Annotated in this window: 14 protein-coding genes and 1 riboswitch; of the genes, 9 read left to right on the top strand and 5 right to left on the bottom strand. The window is 74.6% G+C overall.

Annotated features, from left to right (window positions below):
* Positions 1-35 precede the first annotated feature (35 nt).
* Genes ACFUK0_RS18610 through cobG form a run of 3 tightly spaced genes read right to left on the bottom strand, consistent with a single transcriptional unit; the run spans position 36 to position 3,546 of the window.
* On the bottom strand, positions 36-1,571 hold the full coding sequence (locus ACFUK0_RS18610) for a precorrin-2 C(20)-methyltransferase (RefSeq protein ID WP_380251429.1): 1,536 nt from the start codon (positions 1,569-1,571) through the stop codon (positions 36-38).
* Entirely contained in the window at positions 1,568-2,194 is a 627-nt protein-coding gene (locus ACFUK0_RS18615) for a precorrin-8X methylmutase (RefSeq protein ID WP_380251431.1), read from the bottom strand. Before ACFUK0_RS18615 ends, ACFUK0_RS18610 begins: the two co-directional genes overlap by 4 nt.
* Positions 2,191-3,546 (bottom strand): precorrin-3B synthase, encoded by a 1,356-nt coding sequence (gene cobG, locus ACFUK0_RS18620; RefSeq protein WP_380251433.1) that lies wholly within the window; start codon positions 3,544-3,546, stop codon positions 2,191-2,193. The genes ACFUK0_RS18615 and cobG overlap by 4 nt, the downstream gene beginning before the upstream one ends.
* A gap of 68 nt (positions 3,547-3,614) precedes the next feature.
* Positions 3,615-3,759, top strand: a riboswitch (cobalamin riboswitch).
* Between the two features lie 177 nt (positions 3,760-3,936).
* On the opposite strand from cobG, the gene cobN reads away from it, so the two are divergent.
* Both cobN and lnt read left to right on the top strand, forming a co-directional pair.
* Positions 3,937-7,575 (top strand): cobaltochelatase subunit CobN, encoded by a 3,639-nt coding sequence (gene cobN, locus ACFUK0_RS18625; protein ID WP_380251435.1) that lies wholly within the window; start codon positions 3,937-3,939, stop codon positions 7,573-7,575.
* Positions 7,576-7,701: 126 nt separating this feature from the next.
* Entirely contained in the window at positions 7,702-9,264 is a 1,563-nt protein-coding gene (lnt, locus tag ACFUK0_RS18630; RefSeq protein WP_380251437.1) for an apolipoprotein N-acyltransferase, read from the top strand.
* Here lnt and ACFUK0_RS18635 read toward each other — a convergent pair.
* Positions 9,240-10,004, bottom strand: coding sequence for a VOC family protein (locus tag ACFUK0_RS18635; RefSeq protein ID WP_380251439.1), 765 nt, complete (start codon positions 10,002-10,004; stop codon positions 9,240-9,242). The two genes, lnt and ACFUK0_RS18635, sit on opposite strands and share 25 nt — an antisense overlap.
* A 239-nt stretch (positions 10,005-10,243) precedes the next feature.
* On the opposite strand from ACFUK0_RS18635, the gene ribA reads away from it, so the two are divergent.
* The 4 genes from ribA to ACFUK0_RS18655 all read left to right on the top strand — a co-directional run bounded on the left by ribA (position 10,244) and on the right by ACFUK0_RS18655 (position 14,207).
* Positions 10,244-10,858 (top strand): GTP cyclohydrolase II, encoded by a 615-nt coding sequence (ribA, locus tag ACFUK0_RS18640; RefSeq protein ID WP_380251441.1) that lies wholly within the window; start codon positions 10,244-10,246, stop codon positions 10,856-10,858.
* Positions 10,859-10,994: 136 nt separating this feature from the next.
* Positions 10,995-12,353 (top strand): NtaA/DmoA family FMN-dependent monooxygenase, encoded by a 1,359-nt coding sequence (locus tag ACFUK0_RS18645; RefSeq protein WP_380251507.1) that lies wholly within the window; start codon positions 10,995-10,997, stop codon positions 12,351-12,353.
* Positions 12,350-13,555 (top strand): LLM class flavin-dependent oxidoreductase, encoded by a 1,206-nt coding sequence (locus ACFUK0_RS18650; RefSeq protein WP_380251443.1) that lies wholly within the window; start codon positions 12,350-12,352, stop codon positions 13,553-13,555. The genes ACFUK0_RS18645 and ACFUK0_RS18650 overlap by 4 nt, the downstream gene beginning before the upstream one ends.
* 37 nt (positions 13,556-13,592) lie before the next feature.
* Positions 13,593-14,207, top strand: a complete 615-nt coding sequence (locus ACFUK0_RS18655; RefSeq protein WP_380251445.1) for a hypothetical protein — start codon at positions 13,593-13,595, stop codon at positions 14,205-14,207.
* Here ACFUK0_RS18655 and ACFUK0_RS18660 read toward each other — a convergent pair.
* On the bottom strand, positions 14,185-15,456 hold the full coding sequence (locus tag ACFUK0_RS18660; RefSeq protein ID WP_380251447.1) for an ATP-grasp domain-containing protein: 1,272 nt from the start codon (positions 15,454-15,456) through the stop codon (positions 14,185-14,187). The genes ACFUK0_RS18655 and ACFUK0_RS18660 overlap by 23 nt on opposite strands.
* A 277-nt stretch (positions 15,457-15,733) precedes the next feature.
* Here ACFUK0_RS18660 and ACFUK0_RS18665 point away from each other — a divergent pair, with 277 nt between their 5' ends.
* From ACFUK0_RS18665 to ACFUK0_RS18675, 3 genes are all read left to right on the top strand, one after another.
* Entirely contained in the window at positions 15,734-16,951 is a 1,218-nt protein-coding gene (locus ACFUK0_RS18665) for an NAD(P)-binding domain-containing protein (RefSeq protein ID WP_380251449.1), read from the top strand.
* Between the two features lie 70 nt (positions 16,952-17,021).
* The gene (locus ACFUK0_RS18670; protein WP_380251451.1) at positions 17,022-18,899 is read left to right on the top strand and encodes a glycosyltransferase; all 1,878 of its coding nucleotides are present in this window, start codon (positions 17,022-17,024) and stop codon (positions 18,897-18,899) included.
* A 17-nt stretch (positions 18,900-18,916) separates the two neighbouring features.
* Positions 18,917-20,215: a family 16 glycosylhydrolase gene (locus tag ACFUK0_RS18675; RefSeq protein ID WP_380251453.1), complete on the top strand. Its 1,299-nt coding sequence runs from the start codon at positions 18,917-18,919 to the stop codon at positions 20,213-20,215.
* Positions 20,216-20,227: the final 12 nt, after the last annotated feature.

Below are 20,227 nucleotides of genomic sequence, written 5' to 3' on the forward strand. Positions count from 1 at the left end.
GATCCGGGGTGACCCCGGATCCGGGCCGGCGCCGGTCAGACCGGCGGGTAGCGGCGCGGGGTCCAGACGACCTCGGTGCCGTTGCCGCGCCGGACGGCCTGGGTCTGCGAGGAGCCGATCAGCAGGATCGTCCGCATGTCGACCTCGGCCGGGTCGAGGTCGGCGAGCCGCACGGTGCGGACCCGCTCGGTGGGGCCGCCGACGTCGCGGGCCATCACCACCGGGGTGTCGGCGGCCCGGTGCTCCAGCAGCAGGTCGCGGGCGAGGCCGACCTGGGTGGTGCGGGACTGCGAGCCGGGGTTGTAGAGCGCGAGGACGAGGTCGGCCGAGGCGGCGGCGTTCAGCCGCTGGGCCACCACCTCCCAGGGCTTGAGGCGGTCGGAGAGCGAGACCACGGCGTAGTCGTGGCCGAGCGGCGCGCCGGCCCGGGAGGCGGCCGCGTGGGCGGCGGTCATGCCGGGGACGATCCGGACGGGCACGTCGCCGTACCGCTCCTCGCAGGCGACCTCCAGGACGGCGGTGGCCATCGCGAAGACGCCCGGGTCGCCGGAGGAGACGACGGCGACCCGCCGGCCCTGGCGGGCCAGGTCGAGGGCGAACTCGGCGCGCTCGGACTCGACCTTGTTGTCGGAGCCGTGCCGGCGCTGGCCGGCCCGCAGCGGCACCCGGTCGACGTAGGTGGTGTAGCCCACCAGGTCGTCGGCGGCGGCGAGTTCGCCGCGGGCCTCGGGGGTGAGCCAGAGCGGGCCGGCCGGGCCGAGGCCGACGACGACGACCTCGCCGACGGCGGCGGCCGACCCGGCGGGCCCGGCGGTCCGGGCGGTGTCCGTCGGCAGTCCGATCCGGCTCGGCAGGACGGCGACCGAGAAGTACGGGACGCTGTCCGGGTCGACGTCGGCGAGCGGCGCCGTCCGCTCGCCGTCCATGGTGGCGCGCTCGACGTACTGGGCGTCGGCCAGCCGGCCGGCCCGCTCCAGGGCGCGGCGGACGGTCGGGAAGGTCCGGCCGAGCTTCATGATCACGGCCGAGTCGGTGGACGCGATCCGGGCCGCCAGCTCCTCCTCCGGCAGCGTGCCGGGCAGGATCGTCAGCACCTCCTCGGCCTCCACCAGCGCCCGGCCGAGCCGGGCGGCGGCGGCGCTGACCGAGGTCACGCCGGGCACCACCTCGGTCGGGTAGCGGTGCGCGAGCCGCTTGTGCATGTGCTGGTACGAGCCGTAGAAGAGCGGGTCGCCCTCGGCGAGCACCACCACGTCGCGACCGGCGTCCAGGTGGGCGGCCAGCCGGGCGGCGGCCTCCTCGTAGAACTCGTCGATGGCGCCCCGGTAGCCGCCGGGGTGGTCGGTGGTCTCGACGGTGACCGGGTAGACCAGTCGCTCCTCGATCTGACCGGGCGTCAGATAACGTTCGGCGATCGAACGGGCGATCGAGCGGCCGTGCCGGGCACTGTGGTACGCCACCACGTCCGCCTTGCCGATGAGTTCGGCTGCGCGGACGGTCACCAGCGACGGGTCGCCCGGGCCCAGGCCGACCCCGTAGAGCCGGCCCGGCTTCGACTGGTTGTCCGTCACTCTTCTTCACTCGCAATCGCGTTGATGGCGGCGGCGGCCATCGCGCTGCCGCCGCGGCGGCCGCGGACCACCAGGTGCTCCAGGGCGGAGGGGTGTTCGGCCAGGGCCTGCTTGGACTCGGCGGCGCCGATGAAGCCGACCGGCACGCCGATCACGGCGGCCGGGCGCGGGGCACCGGCCTCGATCATCTCCAGCAGCCGGAACAGCGAGGTCGGCGCGTTGCCGACGGCGACCACCGCGCCCTCCAGCCGGGGCAGCCACAGCTCCATCGCGGCGGCGCTGCGGGTGTTTCCCATCCGCTTCGCCAGCTCGGGGACGGACGGGTCGGAGAGCGTGCAGATGACCTCGTTGTCGGCGGGCAGCCGCTTGCGGGTCACCCCGCTCGCGACCATCGACACGTCGCACAGGACCGGCGCGCCGGCCCGCAGCGCCGCGCGGGCGTCCGCGACGACGCGCGGGGACCAGAGCAGGTCCTCGACCAGGTCGGTCATGCCGCACGCGTGGATCATGCGCACCACGACCTGTGAGACGTCGGCGGGCAGGCCCGCCAGGTCGGCCTCGGCCCGGATGGTGGCAAAGGACTCGCGGTAGATGGCCGCCCCGTCCTTCTCGTACTCGATCACTTCGTCCTCCGGGCCCGGGCCACTGCTTCGGCCATCTCTTGCGTTGTCACTGCCGGCTGTTCCACTGCCGGCTGTTCCACTGCCGGCTGTTCCACCGGCCGCTGTTCCACCGACTGCTGTTCCACCGACCGCGGGGGATCCTGCGGCGGGCCCGGGCGGACGGACACCTGGTAACCGTCCCCCGTGGCGAGGACGTCCACCCACTCCCCCGCGGGGTGTCCGCACCGGCGGGCGCAGCCCGACCAGTGCACGGGCAGCAGCCGCTGCCCGGCGGGGCCGTCAGCGGCGAGGGCGCGGGCCGCGTCGGCCCGGACGTCCGCGAGCGACCTGGCGCAGCCGGGGGTGCCGGTGCAGGCCATCGCCCCCTCCCACGGGGAGTGCGGGTCGAGCCCCGGGCCGGCGGCCGCGATACGCCGGGCCCAGGGGCCGGCGGCGTCCGGCGGGAGTCCGGGGATCACCACGCCCCGCCACGGGGTGACCCGCAGGCTGCCCGCGCCGGCCTCGGCGGCGTCGGCGAGCAGCCGCCATCCGGCGGCCGTGGCCCGGCCGAAGGGCAGCCCTGCGCAGAGCGCGTACCGGCCGCAGGGCCCGGCGACCGGGCCGGCCTGCGGCAGGGTGCCGGGAAGTGCGGGCAGGGTGCGTACGGGCAGGCCGGGGAGGGTGAGCAGGGTGCCGTCCGGGTCGGCCTCGCGGATCCGCCAGGCCCGGGTGCCGGTGCTGCGCAGCAGGGCGAGGAAGCGTTCGGCGGCGAGCAGCGCGGCCGGTACGGCCTCGGCGGCCGGCACCTCGAAGGCCCTGGTGGCACGGCCCAGGCGCAGGAGTGCCGCGCCGTCGGGGGTTGCGATCAATGTCACATCGGCGTCGAGCCCGGCGACGTCGCCCCGGCCGTCGTCGAGGGCGAACAGGAAGCGGCCGGAGAGGCCGGTGGTCCAGTCGGCGGCGCACAGGGCCGCGTCCAGCGCGCGGACCCAAGTCGTCGTGTCCGCATGGCCGTTGCCGTCGACACCGGCGAGCGGCGAGGCGACGATGTTGCGGATGCGCTCGTGCCGGTCGGAGGGGAGCAGGCCGGCGGCGCGCAGCCGGGCGCCGAGCTGTGAGCCGCAGTCGTCCGGCAGGCCGCGCAGTTGGACGTTGCCGCGCGAGGTGGTCTCCAGCGAGCCGTCGCCCAGCCCTTCGGCGGCGTCGGCCAGCACCCGTACCTGATCCACCGTCAGCAGTCCGCCGGGCAGCCGGACTCGGGCGAGGGCCCCGTCGTCGGCCGTATGTAGGCGAAGGGTCCCCGGGCACGCGTCCTCGCGGGCCCGGTCGGGCCCGCCGGAGCCCTGGGCGGCGGGGTCGGTCGAGGGTGACATGGCCGCGAGCATACCGATGATCCGACCGGACGCTCTGTCCCGTGGATCACCCCCAGCGCCTACTATGCTCCCGGGCGGATCCTTGTGGTCCGCTCACGCCAGAGACGGCGCAAAGGGGAGGAAACCGGTGCAAACCCGGTGCGGTCCCGCCACTGTGACCACGGTTCACCGCCGTGGGAGCCAGGAACTCCTGCCGTCCTCGACTCTCCCCCGGTCTCCGGCCGGGGGGACACCCCACGGGGCGCGGACCCCGAGGAAGGCTCGACCTATGCGCCGCCGCATGCCTGCGCCCGGGCTCACCCCGGTGCCGCCGCCCCTGCTCGTGCCCGTGCCCGCCCTCACTGCCCGTACCGGGCAGGAGGGGTCCATCGAGGCCGGGAGGGCCTTCGCATGATCCTGCTTCTGTCGACCTCGGACACCGACCTGCTCAGTGCCCGGGCCGCCGAGGGCCCCGTCCCGTTCCGCCTCGGCAACCCGGCCCGGCTGACCGCCGACGACCTCCCCGCGCTGGTGGAGGGCACCGACCTGGTGGTCGTCCGGCTGCTCGGCGGGCGCCGCGCCTGGCAGGAGGGCCTGGACGCGCTGCTGGCCGGGCCCCGCCCGGTGATCGTGCTGACCGGTGAGCAGGCACCCGACGCCCAGCTGATGGAGCTGTCCACCGTCCCCGCCGGCATCGCCGCCGAGGCGCACGCCTACCTCGCCCACGGCGGCCCGGCGAACCTCGCCGAACTGGGCGCCTTCCTGTCCGACACCGTGCTGCTCACCGGCCACGGCTTCGCCGCGCCCGCCTCCGCCCCCGAGTGGGGGCCGCTGGAGCGCACCGCGACGGCGGAGAACGCCGACGGCCCGGTCATCGCGGTGCTCTACTACCGCGCCCACCACATGAGCGGCAACACCGCCTTCGTCGAGACGCTCTGCCGGGCCATCGAGGACAAGGGCGCCCGGCCCCGGCCGCTGTACTGCTCCTCGCTGCGCGGCGCGGAGCCCGGGCTGCTGGCCGAGCTGGGCACGGCCGACGCGATCATCACCACCGTGCTGGCGGCCGGCGGCACCCGGCCGGCCGACGCCTCGGCCGGCGGCGACGAGGAGGCCTGGGACGCGGGCGCGCTCGCCGCGCTGGACCGGCCGATCCTCCAGGCGCTCTGCCTGACCTGGTCGCGCGCCGCCTGGGAGGCCAGCGACGACGGCCTCTCCCCGCTGGACACCGCGACGCAGGTCGCCGTCCCCGAGTTCGACGGCCGGCTGATCACCGTCCCGTTCTCCTTCAAGGAGCTGGACGAGGACGGCCTGACCGTCTACGCGGCCGACCCCGAGCGCGCCGCCCGGGTCGCCGGGATCGCGGTGCGGCACGCCCGGCTGCGCTACATCCCGGCCGCCGAGCGCCGGCTCGCGCTGGTGCTGTCCGCGTACCCGACCAAGCACGCCCGGGTCGGCAACGCGGTCGGCCTGGACACCCCGGCCAGCGCGATGCGACTGCTCACCCGGCTGCGCGAGGAGGGCATGGACCTCGGCCCGCTGGACGGCCCGGACGCGCTGCCGGGTCTCGCGCCCGCCGCCGACGGCGACGACTCTCACGAGGGCGACGCGCTGATCCACGCGTTGATCGCGGCCGGCGGCTACGACCAGGACTGGCTGACCGAGGACCAGCTCGCCCGCAATCCCGTCCGCATCCCCGCCGCCGACTACCGGCGCTGGTACGCCGAACTGCCCGCCGGCCTGCGCGAGGAGGTCGAGCGGCACTGGGGCCCGGCGCCCGGCGAGCTGTACGTCGACCGCAGCCGCAACCCCGACGGCGACATCGTGCTGGCCGGCCTGCGGGCCGGGAACCTGCTCGTGCTGATCCAGCCGCCGCGCGGCTTCGGCGAGAACCCGGTCGCGATCTACCACGACCCGGACCTGCCCCCCTCGCACCACTACCTGGCCGCCTACCGCTGGATCGCGGCGGCGCAGGAGGACGGCGGCTTCGGCGCCGACGCGGTCGTCCACCTCGGCAAGCACGGCAACCTGGAGTGGCTGCCCGGCAAGACCGCCGCGCTGTCCGCCGACTGCGGCCCGGACGCCGCGCTCGGCGACCTGCCGCTGGTCTACCCCTTCCTGGTGAACGACCCGGGCGAGGGCACCCAGGCCAAGCGGCGCGCCCACGCCACCCTGGTCGACCACCTGGTGCCGCCGATGGCCCGGGCCGAGAGCTACGGCGACATCGCGCGCCTGGAGCAGCTGCTCGACGAGCACGCCAACATCGCCGCGATGGACCCGGCCAAGCTGCCGGCCGTCCGGGCCCAGATCTGGACGCTGATCCAGGCCGCCCGCCTCGACCACGACCTCGGACTGGACGAGCGACCCGAGGACGACGGCTTCGACGACTTCCTGCTGCACGTCGACGGCTGGCTCTGCGAGGTCAAGGACGCCCAGATCCGCGACGGGCTGCACGTGCTGGGCCAGGCCCCGGCCGGCGTCGACCGGGTCAACATCGTGCTCGCGATCCTGCGCGCCCGGCAGATCTGGGGCGGCGTCGCCGCGCTGCCCGGCCTGCGCGAGGCGCTCGGCCTGGACGAGTCCGCGCTGACCCTCGGCGCGACCGACGCGGCCGAGGCGAAGGCCCGTGAGCTGGTCGAGGCGATGGAGGCCGAGGACTGGGCGCCGGAGGCGGTCGAGAAGATCGCCGCCGGCCTGCCGCCCGCCGTCGCCGAGGTGCTGGCCTTCGCGGCCCACCAGGTCGTCCCGCGCCTCGCCGCGACCACGGACGAGCTGGACGCCGTCGTGCACGCGCTCGGCGGCGGCTTCGTGAAGGCCGGCCCGTCCGGCTCGCCGCTGCGCGGGCTGGTCAACGTCCTGCCGACCGGGCGCAACTTCTACTCCGTCGACCCGAAGGCGGTGCCCAGCCGGCTCGCCTGGGAGACCGGCCAGGCGCTGGCCGCCTCGCTGGTCGAGCGCTACCGGGCGGACAACGACGGCGCCTACCCGCCCTCGGTCGGCCTCTCGCTGTGGGGCACCAGCGCGATGCGCACGGCCGGCGACGACATCGCCGAGGCGTTCGCCCTGCTCGGCGTGCGCCCGGTCTGGGACGACGCCTCGCGCCGGGTCACCGGCCTGGAACCGATCGGCCTGGCCGAACTCGGGCGTCCGCGGATCGACGTGACGCTGCGCATCTCGGGCTTCTTCCGGGACGCCTTCCCGCACGTGGTCAACCTGCTGGACGACGCGGTGCGCCTGGCCGCCCGCCAGGAGGAGGCCGACGAGGACAACTTCGTCCGGGCCCACGTCCAGGCGGACCTGGCCGAGCACGGTGACGAACGCAAGGCCACCGTCCGGGTGTTCGGCTCCCGCCCGGGCACCTACGGGGCCGGTCTGCTCCAGCTGATCGACAGCCGGGACTGGCGCACCGACGCCGACCTCGCCGAGGTCTACACGGTCTGGGGCGGCTACGCCTACGGCCGCGACCTCGGGGGCCGCCCGGCCCGCGAGGAGATGGAGACCGCGTACAAGCGGATCACCGTGGCGGCGAAGAACACCGACACCCGCGAGCACGACATCGCCGACTCGGACGACTACTTCCAGTACCACGGCGGCATGGTGGCCACCGTCCGGGCGCTCACCGGCAAGGCGCCGACGGCGTACATCGGCGACTCGACCCGGCCCGAGACGGTGCGCACCCGCACCCTCACCGAGGAGGCGGCCCGGGTCTTCCGCGCCCGGGTCGTCAACCCGCGCTGGATCGAGGCGATGCGCCGGCACGGGTACAAGGGCGCCTTCGAGATGGCGGCGACCGTCGACTACCTGTTCGGCTACGACGCCACCACCGGCGTGGTCGCCGACTGGATGTACGAGAAGCTCACCCAGGAGTACGTGCTCGACCCGACCAACCGCGAGTTCCTGGCGGGCGCCAACCCCTGGGCGCTGCACGGGATCAGCGAGCGGCTGCTGGAGGCGGCGAGCCGGGGCCTGTGGGCCGAACCCGACCCGGAGCTGATCGAGCAGCTCCAGGCCGCGTTCCTGGAGAGCGAGGGCGACCTGGAGGGCGAGGGCTGACGGCCGACGGGTGCCGCCCGCCCCAGCGGGTAGGCGGCGCCCGTGCTGATCTTCAAAGTCCGCGAATTCCGCCGTCACCGGCCCGGTGACCTGGTGACATCCACCCCCGGGGCGGACAATCGGAGGATGTCGCTCCGATTCGCGCTGACCCGGCCCCCGCGGTACGCCGCGCTCGTCGCGGGCGCCGTCCCGGTGCTCTGCTTCCCGGGGGCCGGTCTCGCGGCACTGGCCTGGGTCTGCCTGGTGCCCGGTCTGCTGCTGATGCAGCGGGCGCCGAGTGCGCGGGAGGCCGCCGTGCGGGGCTGGTGGTTCGGCGCCGGGTTCATCCTCACCGCGATGTACTGGCTGATCCCCTCGATCGGCCCGGCGCTGCCGGTGCTGGCGGTGCTGTTCGGTGCGCTCCAGGCCGGTGTGGGCTTCGCGGTGTGGCGGCTGCTGCGCCCGCCGGTGACCGCCGGCCGGGCGCTGGCCGCGCTGGTGGTGGTGCCGGCGGTGTGGGTGACCACCGAGTTCGCGCGCTCCTGGCAGGCGCTCGGCGGCCCGTGGGCCCTGCTCGGCGCCACCCAGTGGCAGCATCCGGCGGTGCTGGCGCTGGCCGCCGCGGGCGGGATCTGGCTGGTCAGCGCCGCCGTGGTGGCCGCCAACACGGCGGTGGTGGTGCTGCTCTGCACCCGCCGGTGGCCGGTCCGCGTGCTGGCGGCCGGCGCCGGCGCGCTGGTTCTGCTGGCCGGCCCGGTGCTGTTCGCGCTGCGCACCCAGCCGGCCCCGGACGGCCGCGCGACGGTCGCGCTGGTCCAGCCGGGCATCGTCGAGGACGCGGGGCAGCGCCTGGACGCGAGCGTCAACGCCACCGCCGCCCTCGCCGGGCGGCCCGTCGACCTGGTGGTCTGGGGCGAGAGCAGCACCACCGCCGACCTGGACCGGGACACCGCCGTGCTGGAGCGGCTGCGCGCGCTGTCCGCCGCGACGGGGGCCCCGCTGCTGGCCGGGGAGGACGCCCGCAAGGGCGACGGGAGGATCTCCAAGGACGCGGTGCTGATCGGCCCGGACGGCGTCGAGGACCGCTACCGGAAGATCCGCCTCGTCCCGTTCGGCGAGTACATCCCGCTGCGGCCGGTGCTCGGCTGGATCGCGGGCGTGAGCCGGGCGGCCGGCGAGAACCGTGCCCCCGGCAGCGCCTTCCACGTCCTGCACCCGGTCGGCCGCGACGGCCGGCCGCTGCCGGTCGGCGCGCTGGTCTGCTTCGAGTCGGCCTTCCCCGACATGTCGCGGGTGGCCGCCACCGAGGGCGCGCGGCTGCTGGTCTACCAGTCCGCGACGTCCACCTTCCAGCACACCTGGGCGCCCGAACAGCACGTCTCGCTGGGTGCGCTGCGGGCCGCCGAGACCGGCCGCCCGGTGGTGCAGGCCTCGCTGACCGGCGTCTCGGCCGCCTTCGACGCCCAGGGCCGGGAGATCGCCCGGCTCGGCACCGACCGGACGGGCGCGCTCACCGTGGACCTCGCACTGGCCGCCCCGCAGGCCCGCACCTGGTACGACCGGATCGGCGACGTGGTGCCGGTGACGGCGGTCGCGGTCACGGCCGTCGCGGGCGCGTTCGCCCTGCGGCCCCGGCCGCGGCGGCGGCGGCCGTCGGGCGGGCCCGCCGCGGTGGGCGCGAAGGATCAGCCGTCCGTCCCGGCCTGGTAGACGCCGAACACCCCGCCCTGCGGATCCCGCAGCACGGCGATCCGCCGGACGCCGCCGATGGAGGAGGGCGCCATCACCACCTCGCCGCCCAGCCCGGCGGCCCGGCTCGCCGTGACGTCGACGTCGGCGACCGCGAAGTAGGGCAGCCAGTGCGGCGGCAGGTGCGCCGGGAACTGCTCGCCCATGGCGAGCATCCCGCCGAAGTCGGCGCCGTCGAGGCCCCACTGGGTGTACGACTCACCGGCGTTGACGGACCAGCCGAGGACGGCGGGGTAGAACGCCGCCGACCCCTCGGTGTCCCGGGTGAGCAGCTCCACCCAGCCGAGCGCGCCCGGGTCGTTGAACACTCCCGCGCCGGCGAAGCTCCGGGCCTGCCAGAGCGAGAAGACGGCGCCGGACGGGTCGGCGACGACGGCGAACCGGCCGATGTCGAGCACCTCCATCGGCTCCATCACCGCCCGGCCACCGGCTGCGGTGACCTTCGCGACGGTGGCGTCGGCGTCCGTGACGCTGAACGAGACCGTCCATCCGGTGCGCTGCCCCGGGCCGTACAGCGGGCTGAGACCGGCGGCCGGGGCGTCACCGAGCATCATCATCGTGTAGCCGCCCGCCTCGGGGCGCGGGTCGGTCTCGGCGCGCCAGGCGAAGAGTTCGCCGTAGAAGGCCTTGGCGGCCGCCGGATCCGAGGTGGCGATCTCGGCCCAGCAGGGCCCACCGACGGTCACGGTGGTGAGTTTCATCTGCTCGTGGTCCTCTCCGCGGCTCGGGGGCCCGGGTCGGCTCCCCAGCCCAGGATGCGACGGTGCGGGCGGGGCGGGTGCGGCTGGTGGGCCGAACGGGGCCGGTGGCCCGCCCGGGGCGGCAGGGCCCGGGAGTGGGTTGTTCAAATTGGAACTACAAGGTACGGTCGGCATCGTCCAACGGTTCGAATCTGAACCAGTCACCCCCCGTTCCATTCCCGCAGCATCGGAGGCCCGGCATGCCGCAGCACGGCACCGCCACCGTGCGCTCTCGCGTGCGCATCCCGCTCACCTTCCCCGACGGCTACCGGGCGGACGCCGAGGTGTTCACGTTCCACGGCCTCGAAGACGGCGCCGAACACCTGGCCCTCGCCCTCGGCGAGGTGCGCGGCACCCCGCTGGTACGCCTGCACTCCGAGTGCCTCACCGGCGACGTGTTCGGCTCCGACCGCTGCGACTGCGGCCCGCAGCTGCGCGAGTCCGTCGAGCGGATCAGCGAGGCCGGCGGCTACCTGCTCTACCTGCGCCAGGAGGGCCGCGGCATCGGCCTCTACAACAAGCTGGACGCCTACGCCCTCCAGGACTCCGGCCTGGACACCTACGACGCGAACACGGCCCTCGGCCTGCCCGAGGACGGCCGGGACTACACCGCCGCCGCCCAGATGCTCGCCGCCCTGGGCGCCCCCGACATCGACCTGCTCAGCAACAATCCCGACAAGGCGCAGCAGCTGACCGCCCTCGGCATCGGGATCGGGCGCCGGGTGCCGACCGGTGTGCACCTGTCCGACAGCAACCTCCGCTACCTGCGGGCCAAGGTGGAGGTGACGGGGCACACCATCGCCCTGACCACCTGACACCGCAACCCGCCGGGTTGTGAACGGCCGTGAACAGCTCATGAAATGGTTTGTGTGACCACCACACCGGCGTACCTCCTGCTGGACGATCACATCCAGTGATCCCGCTCCCGCAGGAGGCCCCCTCGCCGTGCCCGTGAAGCAGATACACCTCGCCGCGCAGCTCCCCGCCGTCCAGCACACCACCGTCTGGTCCGACCCCCGCTCCGGCAGCCAGATCGACCTCGACTCGTTCGTGCGGCTGGCGCAGACCGCGGAACGCGGCAGGTTCGACTTCTTCTTCCTGTCCGAAGGCCTGCGGCTGCGCGAGCACAAGGGGCGCATCCACGACCTCGACGTGGTCGGCAGGCCCGAGTCGCTGACCGTGCTCAGCGCGCTCGCCGCCGTCACGACCCACCTCGGGCTGGCCGCCACGGTCAACTCCACCTTCAACGAGCCGTACGAGGTGGCGCGGCGCCTCGCGACGCTGGACCACCTGAGCGAGGGCCGCGCCGCCTGGAACGTGGTGACCAGCTTCGACGCGTTCACCGGGGAGAACTTCCGGCGCGGCGGCTTCCTGGACGAAGCGGACCGCTACACCCGCGCCGCCGAGTTCCTGCACACCGCACGCGAGCTGTGGGACAGCTGGGCGCCGGGCGACGTCCGGGCGGACCAGGACGCCGGGGAGTTCGTCCCGGCCGGGGTCGGCGCGTTCGAGCACCGGGGGCAGCACTTCGACATCGCCGGGCGGTTCAACACGCCCCGCGGCCCCCAGGGGCACCCGGTGATCATCCAGGCGGGCGAGTCGGACGAGGGCCGCGAGTTCGCCGCCTCCGACGCCGACGTCATCTTCAGCAGGTACGACGAGCCCGGGCCGGCCCGGGCCTTCTACCGGGACGTCAAGGGGCGGCTCGCCAAGTACGGCCGCGCCCCCGAGGACCTGAAGATCATCCCCAGTGCCACGTACGTCCTCGGCGACACCGCCGAGGAGGCCGCCGAGCGCGCCGCACAGATCACCCGGGCCCAGATCGGGCCGCAGACGGCGCTCACCCTCCTCGAAGCGGTCTGGGGCCGGGACCTCTCGGCCTACGACCCGGACGGGCCGCTGCCCGACATCGACCCCGTACCCGACAGCCTGGTCCTCAAGGGCCACACCCAGTACCGCAAGGACCGGGACAGCAGGGCCCGCGAGTGGCGCGAACTCGCCGCCGCGCGCGGGCTGAGCATCCGTGAACTGGTCATCGAGGTCGCCGGGCGGCAGACCTTCGTCGGCACCCCGCGCACGGTCGCCGACGCGATCGACGACTTCGTGCAGAGCGACGCCGCCGACGGCTTCGTCCTCGTCCCGCACCTGACGCCCGGGGGCCTGGACGAACTGGTGGACAAGGTGGTGCCGCTGCTCCAGGAGAAGGGCGTGTACCGCACGGAGTACTCCGGCAGCACGCTGCGCGACCACCTGGGCCTGAAACCACCCCGCCGCACACCGGCCACCAGGGCCGCAGAGGAGGCATCGTGACCCGGCTCAACCTCGCCGTCGCCCTGGACGGCGCCGGCTGGCACCCGGCCGCCTGGCGCGACACCGGCGCCCGGCCCGGCGCGATCTTCGGCGCCCGGTACTGGGCCGACCTGGTCACCGAGGCCGAACGCGGCCTGCTCGACCTCGTCACCTTCGAGGACTCGCTCGGCCTGCAGTCCTCCTCCTACACCGGGCCGGACGACCGGACCGACCAGGTCCGGGGCAGCCTGGACGCCGTCCTGCTGGCAGCCCGGCTCGCGCCGCTGACCTCGCACATCGGCCTCGTCCCGACCACCAACGTCACCCACACCGAGCCGTTCCACCTCGCCACCGGCATCGCCACCCTCGACCACGTGAGCCGCGGGCGCGCGGGCTGGCGTCCGCAGCTCTCCTCGCGGGGCACCGACGCCGCCCACTTCGGCCGGCGGAGCACCCCCACCCTGACCCCGGACGACGTCCTCGACTCGGAGCTGATCGCCAAGCGCCTGCGGGCGCTGTTCGGCGAGGCCGACGAGGTGGTCGAGGCCGTCCGGCGGCTCTGGGACAGCTGGGAGGACGACGCGGAGATCCGCGACGCCGCCACCGGGCGCTTCATCGACCGCGACAAACTGCACCACATCGACTTCGAGGGGGAGCACTTCAGCATCCGGGGGCCCTCGATCACCCCGCGCCCCCCGCAGGGCCAGCCGGTGGTCACCGCCCTCGCGCACGCCTCCATCCCCTACGAGTTCGCCGCGGCCGGCGCGGACGTGGTGTACATCACCCCGCACTCGCGGGCCGGCGCCGTGGGCATCCTCGCCGAGGTCGAGGCGGCCAAGGCCGTGGTCGGCCGGCCCGCCGACCGGCCGCTCAAGGTCTTCGCCGACCTGCTGGTGTTCCTGGACGAGGAGCCGGGAGCGGCCGCTGCACGCAAGCGGCGGCTGGACGACCTGAACGGCGCCGCCCTCGCCTCGGACGCGGAGATCTTCACGGGCACCCCCGGCGCTCTGGCCGACCTGCTGCTCGACCGGCAGGGCGCCGGGCTCGACGGGTTCCGGCTGCGGCCCGGCTCCCTGCCGCACGACCTCACCGGCATCACCCGCGCCCTGGTGCCCGAACTCCAGCGGCGCGGCGCGTTCCGCACCGCCTACGAGGCCGGCACCCTGCGCGGCCTGCTCGGCCTGGCCCGGCCCGCCAACCGCTACGCGGGGCCGCACCGGTAGGGTGACGGGCGGCAGCGACCAGGGGGGAACCGTGCCCGTGCGCAGGTATCGCAGCGAACGGACGTTCGTACTGCTCCTCGGCCTCGCCCCGCTGCTCGTCCTGGCCTGGGCGGCCGGCGAGCGCGAGCGCAGGTCCGGGGGCCTGGTGCGGATCGGAGAGGCCCTGGACCGTCCGGGGATGCTGGTCGTGGCGGCGGTACTGCTGATCGTCGCACCGCTGTTCCGGCCGGACGGGCGCCACCGCCGCCCGCTCTCCCTGCTGCTCATCGCGGCCGGTGCGCTCGCCGTGCCGGTCACCCTGCTGTTCTGCCTGCTCGGCGCGGCCTTCGGGAGCGGCGGCGACCGGGTCGAGCGCCACGCCGCACCGGGCCGCGGCGACCGCACCCTGGTGGTCGACGAGGGTGCGGCCGGGCCCGACTCGATCTGGTCCGTCCAGGCGGACGAGGGGACGGGACTGTCGACCCGGCGGTGGGAGCTCGGCAGCTTCGGCCGGCAGACCACCCACCCGGCCGGGGTGCGCCTCACCGCCGCCTGGACCGGCCCCGACGAGATCACCGTCGAGACCGACGAGGGGGTCTACGTGTTCCACCTCGACCCCCGGACGGGCGAGCCCACCGAAGGCGCTCCCGTCAGCAGGGCCGCAGCGTCCTGAGGCGACGGCGCAGCGCCAGGCGCAGCCGCCGGGCCACCGTGCCCGTGAAGCGGACGGCCTCGGCGGCGGCCGGCGCCGGGTCGTCGCGGGTCAGCCAGCTGCGTTCGGTGCCGCGCCGGGGCAGGATGTCCGGCGGGAGGCGGCGCTGCTGCCAGGCCCAGACGGCGGCGGCCGGCAGGTCGAGCTGGCCGACGCCGAAGCTGCGGGTCCGCTGCGGGGAGCGCGGGACGGGCCGGCCGGTCAGGTCCAGGTGCAGGGCGCGGACCACGTCGAGGCCGTCGGCCGTCTCGAAGACCCGGAACTGGGCGCCCGTCCTGGGGTTGAAGTCGACCAGCTTGTAGCGGCCGTCGCGGCGGTCCAGCCGCCAGTCCAGGTCGGCCACGCCCCGGTAGCCGATCCGGGTGCACAGGACGGCCGCGAGGTCGGCCAGCACCGGGTTGGGCAGGGCGCGGGCCCGGGTGGTGACGCCCGCACCCGGCGGCCAGGAACGCAGCTTGAGGCCGGTGAAGACGAGCGGTTCGGAGCCGTCGGCCGGGCACCACAGGTGGGTGAACCAGTCCTCCGCCTGCTCCGGCGGCAGGTACTGCTGCACCAGCACCGACGGCTGCGAGCCCGGTGGCAGGAGTTCCAGCAGCTGGGCCTCGTCCCGGACGACCGTGGTGTGGCCCACCGCCGGTGTCCGCAGCCGGGTGAACGGCTCCAGGTTCTTGAGCACCAGCGGGTAGCCGTGGTTGCGGCCGATGCCGAGCAACTCCTCGTGGCCGCCGGGCGCCCAGGCGTCCGGGGTCGGTACGTCGTGCTCCCGGCAGATCCGGAACAGGCCGTCCTTGTCGGCCAGCCGGCGCGGCAGCGCGGGCGGAACGGGCGCCAGCAGGAAGTGCTCGCCGAGCTCACCGGCGTGCTCGGCCAGCAGCACGGCCGCCTCGTCGTCGGTCGCCACCGCGACGGCGGGGCGACCGATGGCGCCGCCGAGCTCCCGCAGGGCGGCGACCATGGCGGCCGGGTCCTCCAGCCCGCTGAACGGCCGGACGAACGACCCGGTGAGGTAGCGGGACACCGCCGTCGGCGTGAAGCGGTCCTCGACCATGGCGTAGACCGGCACACCGATCCGGCCGAAGCTGCGGACGGCACCGACGACCCCTTGGTGCTGGGGGTAGTGCCCGACCTTGACCAGGAGGACGGGAACGTCACGGTCCGGCAGGATCAGGGGTTGCGGCATGGTGCGGGCCTCGAAACTGGAGCGGCTCATGGCAGGAACACGGCCGGAAGGCTCAGTCCCATTGTCGGCCCGTCCGGCGCTGCGGGCGAGCCGTCCGGCCGTACGCCGGTGAACGACCGCTGCCGAAGGGCGATTTGACCCCCTTCGCTACGGAACGGAACCGGCCGGGCACAAAGGAGGGGGTGTTCTTCCCCGCCCGCCGGATGCACGCTGGACGGGGGTGCCTGTACGGAGGAGGGCGTCTGATGTCAATGCACTGTCAGCCGAACGCCGCCGGTGGCGGCGCGGATTCCGGGCGGCGACGACCATGACGGCCGCCGCCGATATCGATGTCACGGTGGTCGGCGCGGGGCCGTACGGGCTGGCGACGGCCGCTCACCTGGAGGGCCACGGAGTCCCGGCCAGGTTCTTCGGCGAACCGATGGACAGCTGGAGCGAGCGGATGCCCGCCGGTATGTACCTGAAGTCCACGCCCCGCGCGTCGTCCATCTCCGACCCCGCCGGCCGGCACCGGCTCGAACACTTCCGGGCTGCCGAGGGCCGGGCCAACGGGGGCGACCAACACCCCATTCCGGTCTCCGAGTTCATCCGCTACGGGCTGTGGTTCCAGGAGCGCTGCGTGCCCTCCCTGGAGCGCACGGCCGTCCGCACCATCAGCGGCGGCCGGAGCGGGTTCCGGGTCTCCCTGTCCAACGACGAGACGTTCAGCAGCCGGAAGGTGGTGATGGCCACCGGGCTGACCCCCTACGCCTACGTGCCCGAGCCGCTGAACCGGCTCACCGACAGCGGCCTGGTCTCGCACTCCGCGGACCACAAGGACCTGTCCCGCTTCAGCGGGCAGCGGGTCGCGGTGGTGGGGGCGGGTCAGTCCGCGCTGGAGAGCGCCGCCCTGCTGCACGAGGCGGGGGCCGAACCCACCGTCGTCGCCCGCACCCCCGCACTGCTGTTCGGCGACCCGCCCCCGACCGACCTGCCGGCCGACCGGCCGCTGCCGACCCGGATCGCCAAACCGGGCTCGAACCTGGGCCCGGGATGGTCGCTCTACGCCTGCGCCAACGCCCCCGGGGCGTTCCGCCACCTCCCGGACCGCAGCCGGCTCCACCTGGTGCGCACGGTGCTCGGACCCTCCGCCGCCTGGTGGCTGCGCGAACGACTGGACGGGCAGGTCCCCCTGCTGACCGGTCGTACGCTGGGCTCCGCCGCGGAGTCCGCGGGGCGGGTGCGACTGGAGCTGCGCGGCCCGCAGGGGCGCACCGAGGTCCTGGACACGGACCACGTGCTCGCCGCGACGGGCTACCGGGTGGACGTCGACCGCATCGGCATCCTGGGCCCGGAGATCCGCCGCGCGGTGCAGCGGATCGACGGTGCGCCACGGCTCGACGCCGACTACGAATCCTCCGTTCCCGGGCTGTACTTCACCGGGCTGTCCGCCGCCGCGACCTTCGGGCCGGTGATGCGCTTCGTCTGCGGCACCGACTACGCCGCCCGACGGGTCTGCGCCGCAGTCGACGGAGCCGGCTCGTGACGCCCGCCGCACCCGGCGGGCCCGCCCCCCAGCACCCGGACCGGCCGGACCGGGACCGAGAGACACGGTCGTGTCCGGGCGACCGGCGGTAACCGCCGAGGCCCCCGAACCCGCCCCCCGGGAGCGGCCCGGTGCGGTCCGGCCGGCCGCCGGCCGGGCCGCCGCACTGCGCTCCGGCTCCTCGCTCCTGCCGTACCTGCTGCTCCCGGTCGCCCTGCTGCTCTGGCTGCTGTCGCTGCGCCGGGTGAACCTGGCCTCGATGGCGGACCTCGGCCTGCTGCAGGTCCTGCCCGTCCTCTACTGGGTCGCGGTGCTGCTGCTCTCGGCCGGCTTCTGGCTGGCGGTGCGTGACAAGCGGGTGAGCAGCCGCTGGCTGACCGCCTACGTGCTCGGACTGATCGCGACCATCCACGCGACACCGACCCTCCTGTACCCCACGCTGCGCTACTCCTGGGCCTGGAAGCACATCGCCGTGCTCGACGCGATGATCCATCACAACGGCCCGGTGCCCGGCGCCGCGGGCTTCGACATCTACAACCAGTGGCCCGGGTTCTTCGCGTTCAACGGGCTGTTACTGCGGGTCACCGGACTGGACTCCGCCGTCGGGTACGCGGCCTGGGCGCCGCCGCTGATCAACGCCCTGCTGCTCGGGCCGCTCCTGCTGCTCTACCGGGCCGTCACCACGGACCGCACACTGGTCTGGGGCGCGGTCTGGATCTACTACTGCGCCTCCTGGGTCGGGCAGGACTACTTCGCGCCGCAGGCCTTCGCCTTCCTGCTCTTCGTCGTGGTGCTGGCCATGGTGGTCCGTCAGCTGCCCGGCCGGGCTCCACCGGCCGGCACGGACCCCGGCGGCGCCCACCCCCTGCGCGGCTCGGAGCCGCCGCCCGGGCGGCTGCCGCCGGGCGGGTGGATGCCCGTGCGCTTCGGGCTCGTCCTGGTGGTCGAGGCGGCGATCGTCTCCTCCCACCAGCTCACCCCCATCATGCTGGTCTTCACGCTGGCCATGCTGGCCCTGCCGCGCCGCAACCGGCGCACCGTGGTGCCCGTCCTGGTCTCGGCGCTGGCCATGACCACGCTGTGGGACGCCACCGTGGCGCACCGGTACCTGTCCGCCAACCTGCCCAACTTCATCCGGGCGCTGGCCACTCCGGACGGCAACATCTCCTCCGGACTGGCCGGGCTCGGCGCCGCGGCACCCGGCCAGGTCCTGGTCGCGTGGGTGGACCGCGGCCTGTCCGCCACCGTGTTCCTGCTGGCGCTGGCCGCCCTGTGGCGCCGCCCGTGGATCCGCCACTGCGGCCTGCCGCTCGCCGCGCTCGGCCCGATCCCGCTGCTGGCCGCGAACAGCTACGGCGGCGAGATGATCTTCCGGGTCTACCTCTTCGCACTGCCCTCGCTCGCCTTCCTGATCGCCGCCCTCGTCCTGCAGCCCGGCAGCCGGCCCAGGCTGCGCGCCGTCTCCGCGGTGGTGGTGACGCTGTCCCTGCTCGGCGGCCTGTTCTTCGGCTACTACAGCAAGGAGGACATGAACTACTTCACGCCCAAGGAGGTCACCGCCGCCCGGGCGATGATCGAGCTGGCCCCGCCCGGCTCGCTCGTCGTCGCGATGACCGGCAACGTGCCGGGCAGCGCTGCCGACTTCGACCAGCACGACCGGGTGCAGCTCGACCAGGGCCCGGAGGGGACCAAGGAGTTGCTGGTCCGTGACCCCTTGGCGGGCCTGGAGAAGTCGGTCGCCTACGCCGCGCCGGGCACTCCCGCGTACCTGATCCTCAACCGTGCGCAGGCCGCCGAGTGCCTGCTGACGGGTGTGATGCCCGCCGACTCCGTGGACCGGCTCGGTGCTGCCGTGGACGGCTCGACGGAGTTCAGCGTGGTGTACCGCAACGACGACGCGGTGGTCTACCGCTTCGTCCCGGTTCCCGCGTCCGAGGCGAAGCCCTGACCAGGAGGTGACCGCAGATGTCCCGGCGAAGCGCACAGGCACTGGCGCTCGCGTTGTCCGGCTGGATCGCACTGGCGGCCACCCTCGTGACCGCGGTACCGGTCCTGCGGGCCGTCGTCACGTCGGTGTTCCTGCTGCTCTGCCCCGGCCTGGCCCTGGTGACGGCGGCCCAGGCCCTGCTGGGCCGGCGCGGCCACCGGCTGGACCGGCTGGAGGCGGTGGTGCTCACCGTCGCCCTCAGCCTGTCGGTGGTCGCGCTGGTCGCGGTCGGGTTCCACCTCACCGGCAGCTTCACGCCCGCCCGGGCGACGGCGGTACTGGCCGCTCTCACCACCGCCGGCACGCTGCTCGCGCTGCGCTGGGAACGCCCGCCGCCCGCGCCCGCGCGGCCGGATCGCCCCGGGCCCCGGCCGGCGCACGGGTGGCGGGGCTGGTGGAGACGCCGGTGGAACGTGAAGCGCCCGGCTGCGCGCTCGGGTGCGGCCGCCCTGCTGGTACTGGCCGCCGCCTGCGGCGGGGGCGGCGGGGCCACCGAGGTCTGGCACACCCCGGGGGCGACGGTCGCCGCGAAGGACCCGGGCAGCCTGGCCTCCCCGGCCGCGCCCGGGCCCTGGCAGCTGGTGTTCCAGGACGAGTTCGACGCGACGAGCCTCAACCCGGCGCTCTGGGCCACCTGCTACGACTGGAACAACGCGGGCTGCACCAACGCGGGCAACCACGAGCTGGAGTGGTACCTGCCGGGTCAGGTCTCCGTCAGCAGCGGCGCGCTCAACCTGAGCGCCGTCCGCCGCACCACGGCCGGTACCGACGGCCACGTGTACCCGTGGGCCTCGGGCATGGTCACCACCGGGCGCGACAACTGGGACGCCGCGCCGCGCCGGACGTTCACCGGGGGCTACTTCGCGGCGTCGATCCAGATCCCCGCCCAGGCCGGCATGTTCCCCGCGTTCTGGCTGATGCCGCAGACCCGGGAGACGCCGCCCGAACTCGACATCGCGGAGTTCATCGGAACCACCAGCACCGTCCAGATGACCGTGCACTGGCCCGAGAACGGCAAGAACGCGGCGACGGCCGAGACGTACGGTCCGCAGGACTTCCCCGGTGGCTACCACGTGTTCGCCCTCGACTGGGAGAAGGACTCGCTGACCTGGTACGTCGACGGGGTGGCCCGCTTCCACGACACCGACCCGGCGCACATCCCCACCGGCCCGATGGAGCTGCTGCTCAACCTGGCGGTGGGTTACCCGAAGGCGCCGCCGGACGACGTCAGCGTCGCGAACATGAAGGTGGACTGGGTACGGGTCTGGCAGCACTGACGCCCCGGGCAG

This window comes from Kitasatospora sp. NPDC057223 (assembly GCF_042669755.1).
Taxonomy (GTDB): domain Bacteria; phylum Actinomycetota; class Actinomycetes; order Streptomycetales; family Streptomycetaceae; genus Kitasatospora.

What these genes read in the sequence shown, in the direction of transcription:
- cobG (WP_380251433.1), bottom strand. Translation starts at nt 3,546, where the DNA reads ATGTCACCCTCGACCGACCCCGCCGCCCAGGGCTCCGGCGGGCCCGAC.
- cobN (WP_380251435.1), top strand. Translation starts at nt 3,937, where the DNA reads ATGATCCTGCTTCTGTCGACCTCGGACACCGACCTGCTCAGTGCCCGG.
- lnt (WP_380251437.1), top strand. Translation starts at nt 7,702, where the DNA reads ATGTCGCTCCGATTCGCGCTGACCCGGCCCCCGCGGTACGCCGCGCTC.
- ACFUK0_RS18635 (WP_380251439.1), bottom strand. Translation starts at nt 10,004, where the DNA reads ATGAAACTCACCACCGTGACCGTCGGTGGGCCCTGCTGGGCCGAGATC.
- ribA (WP_380251441.1), top strand. Translation starts at nt 10,244, where the DNA reads ATGCCGCAGCACGGCACCGCCACCGTGCGCTCTCGCGTGCGCATCCCG.
- ACFUK0_RS18660 (WP_380251447.1), bottom strand. Translation starts at nt 15,456, where the DNA reads ATGAGCCGCTCCAGTTTCGAGGCCCGCACCATGCCGCAACCCCTGATC.
- ACFUK0_RS18665 (WP_380251449.1), top strand. Translation starts at nt 15,734, where the DNA reads ATGACGGCCGCCGCCGATATCGATGTCACGGTGGTCGGCGCGGGGCCG.
- ACFUK0_RS18675 (WP_380251453.1), top strand. Translation starts at nt 18,917, where the DNA reads ATGTCCCGGCGAAGCGCACAGGCACTGGCGCTCGCGTTGTCCGGCTGG.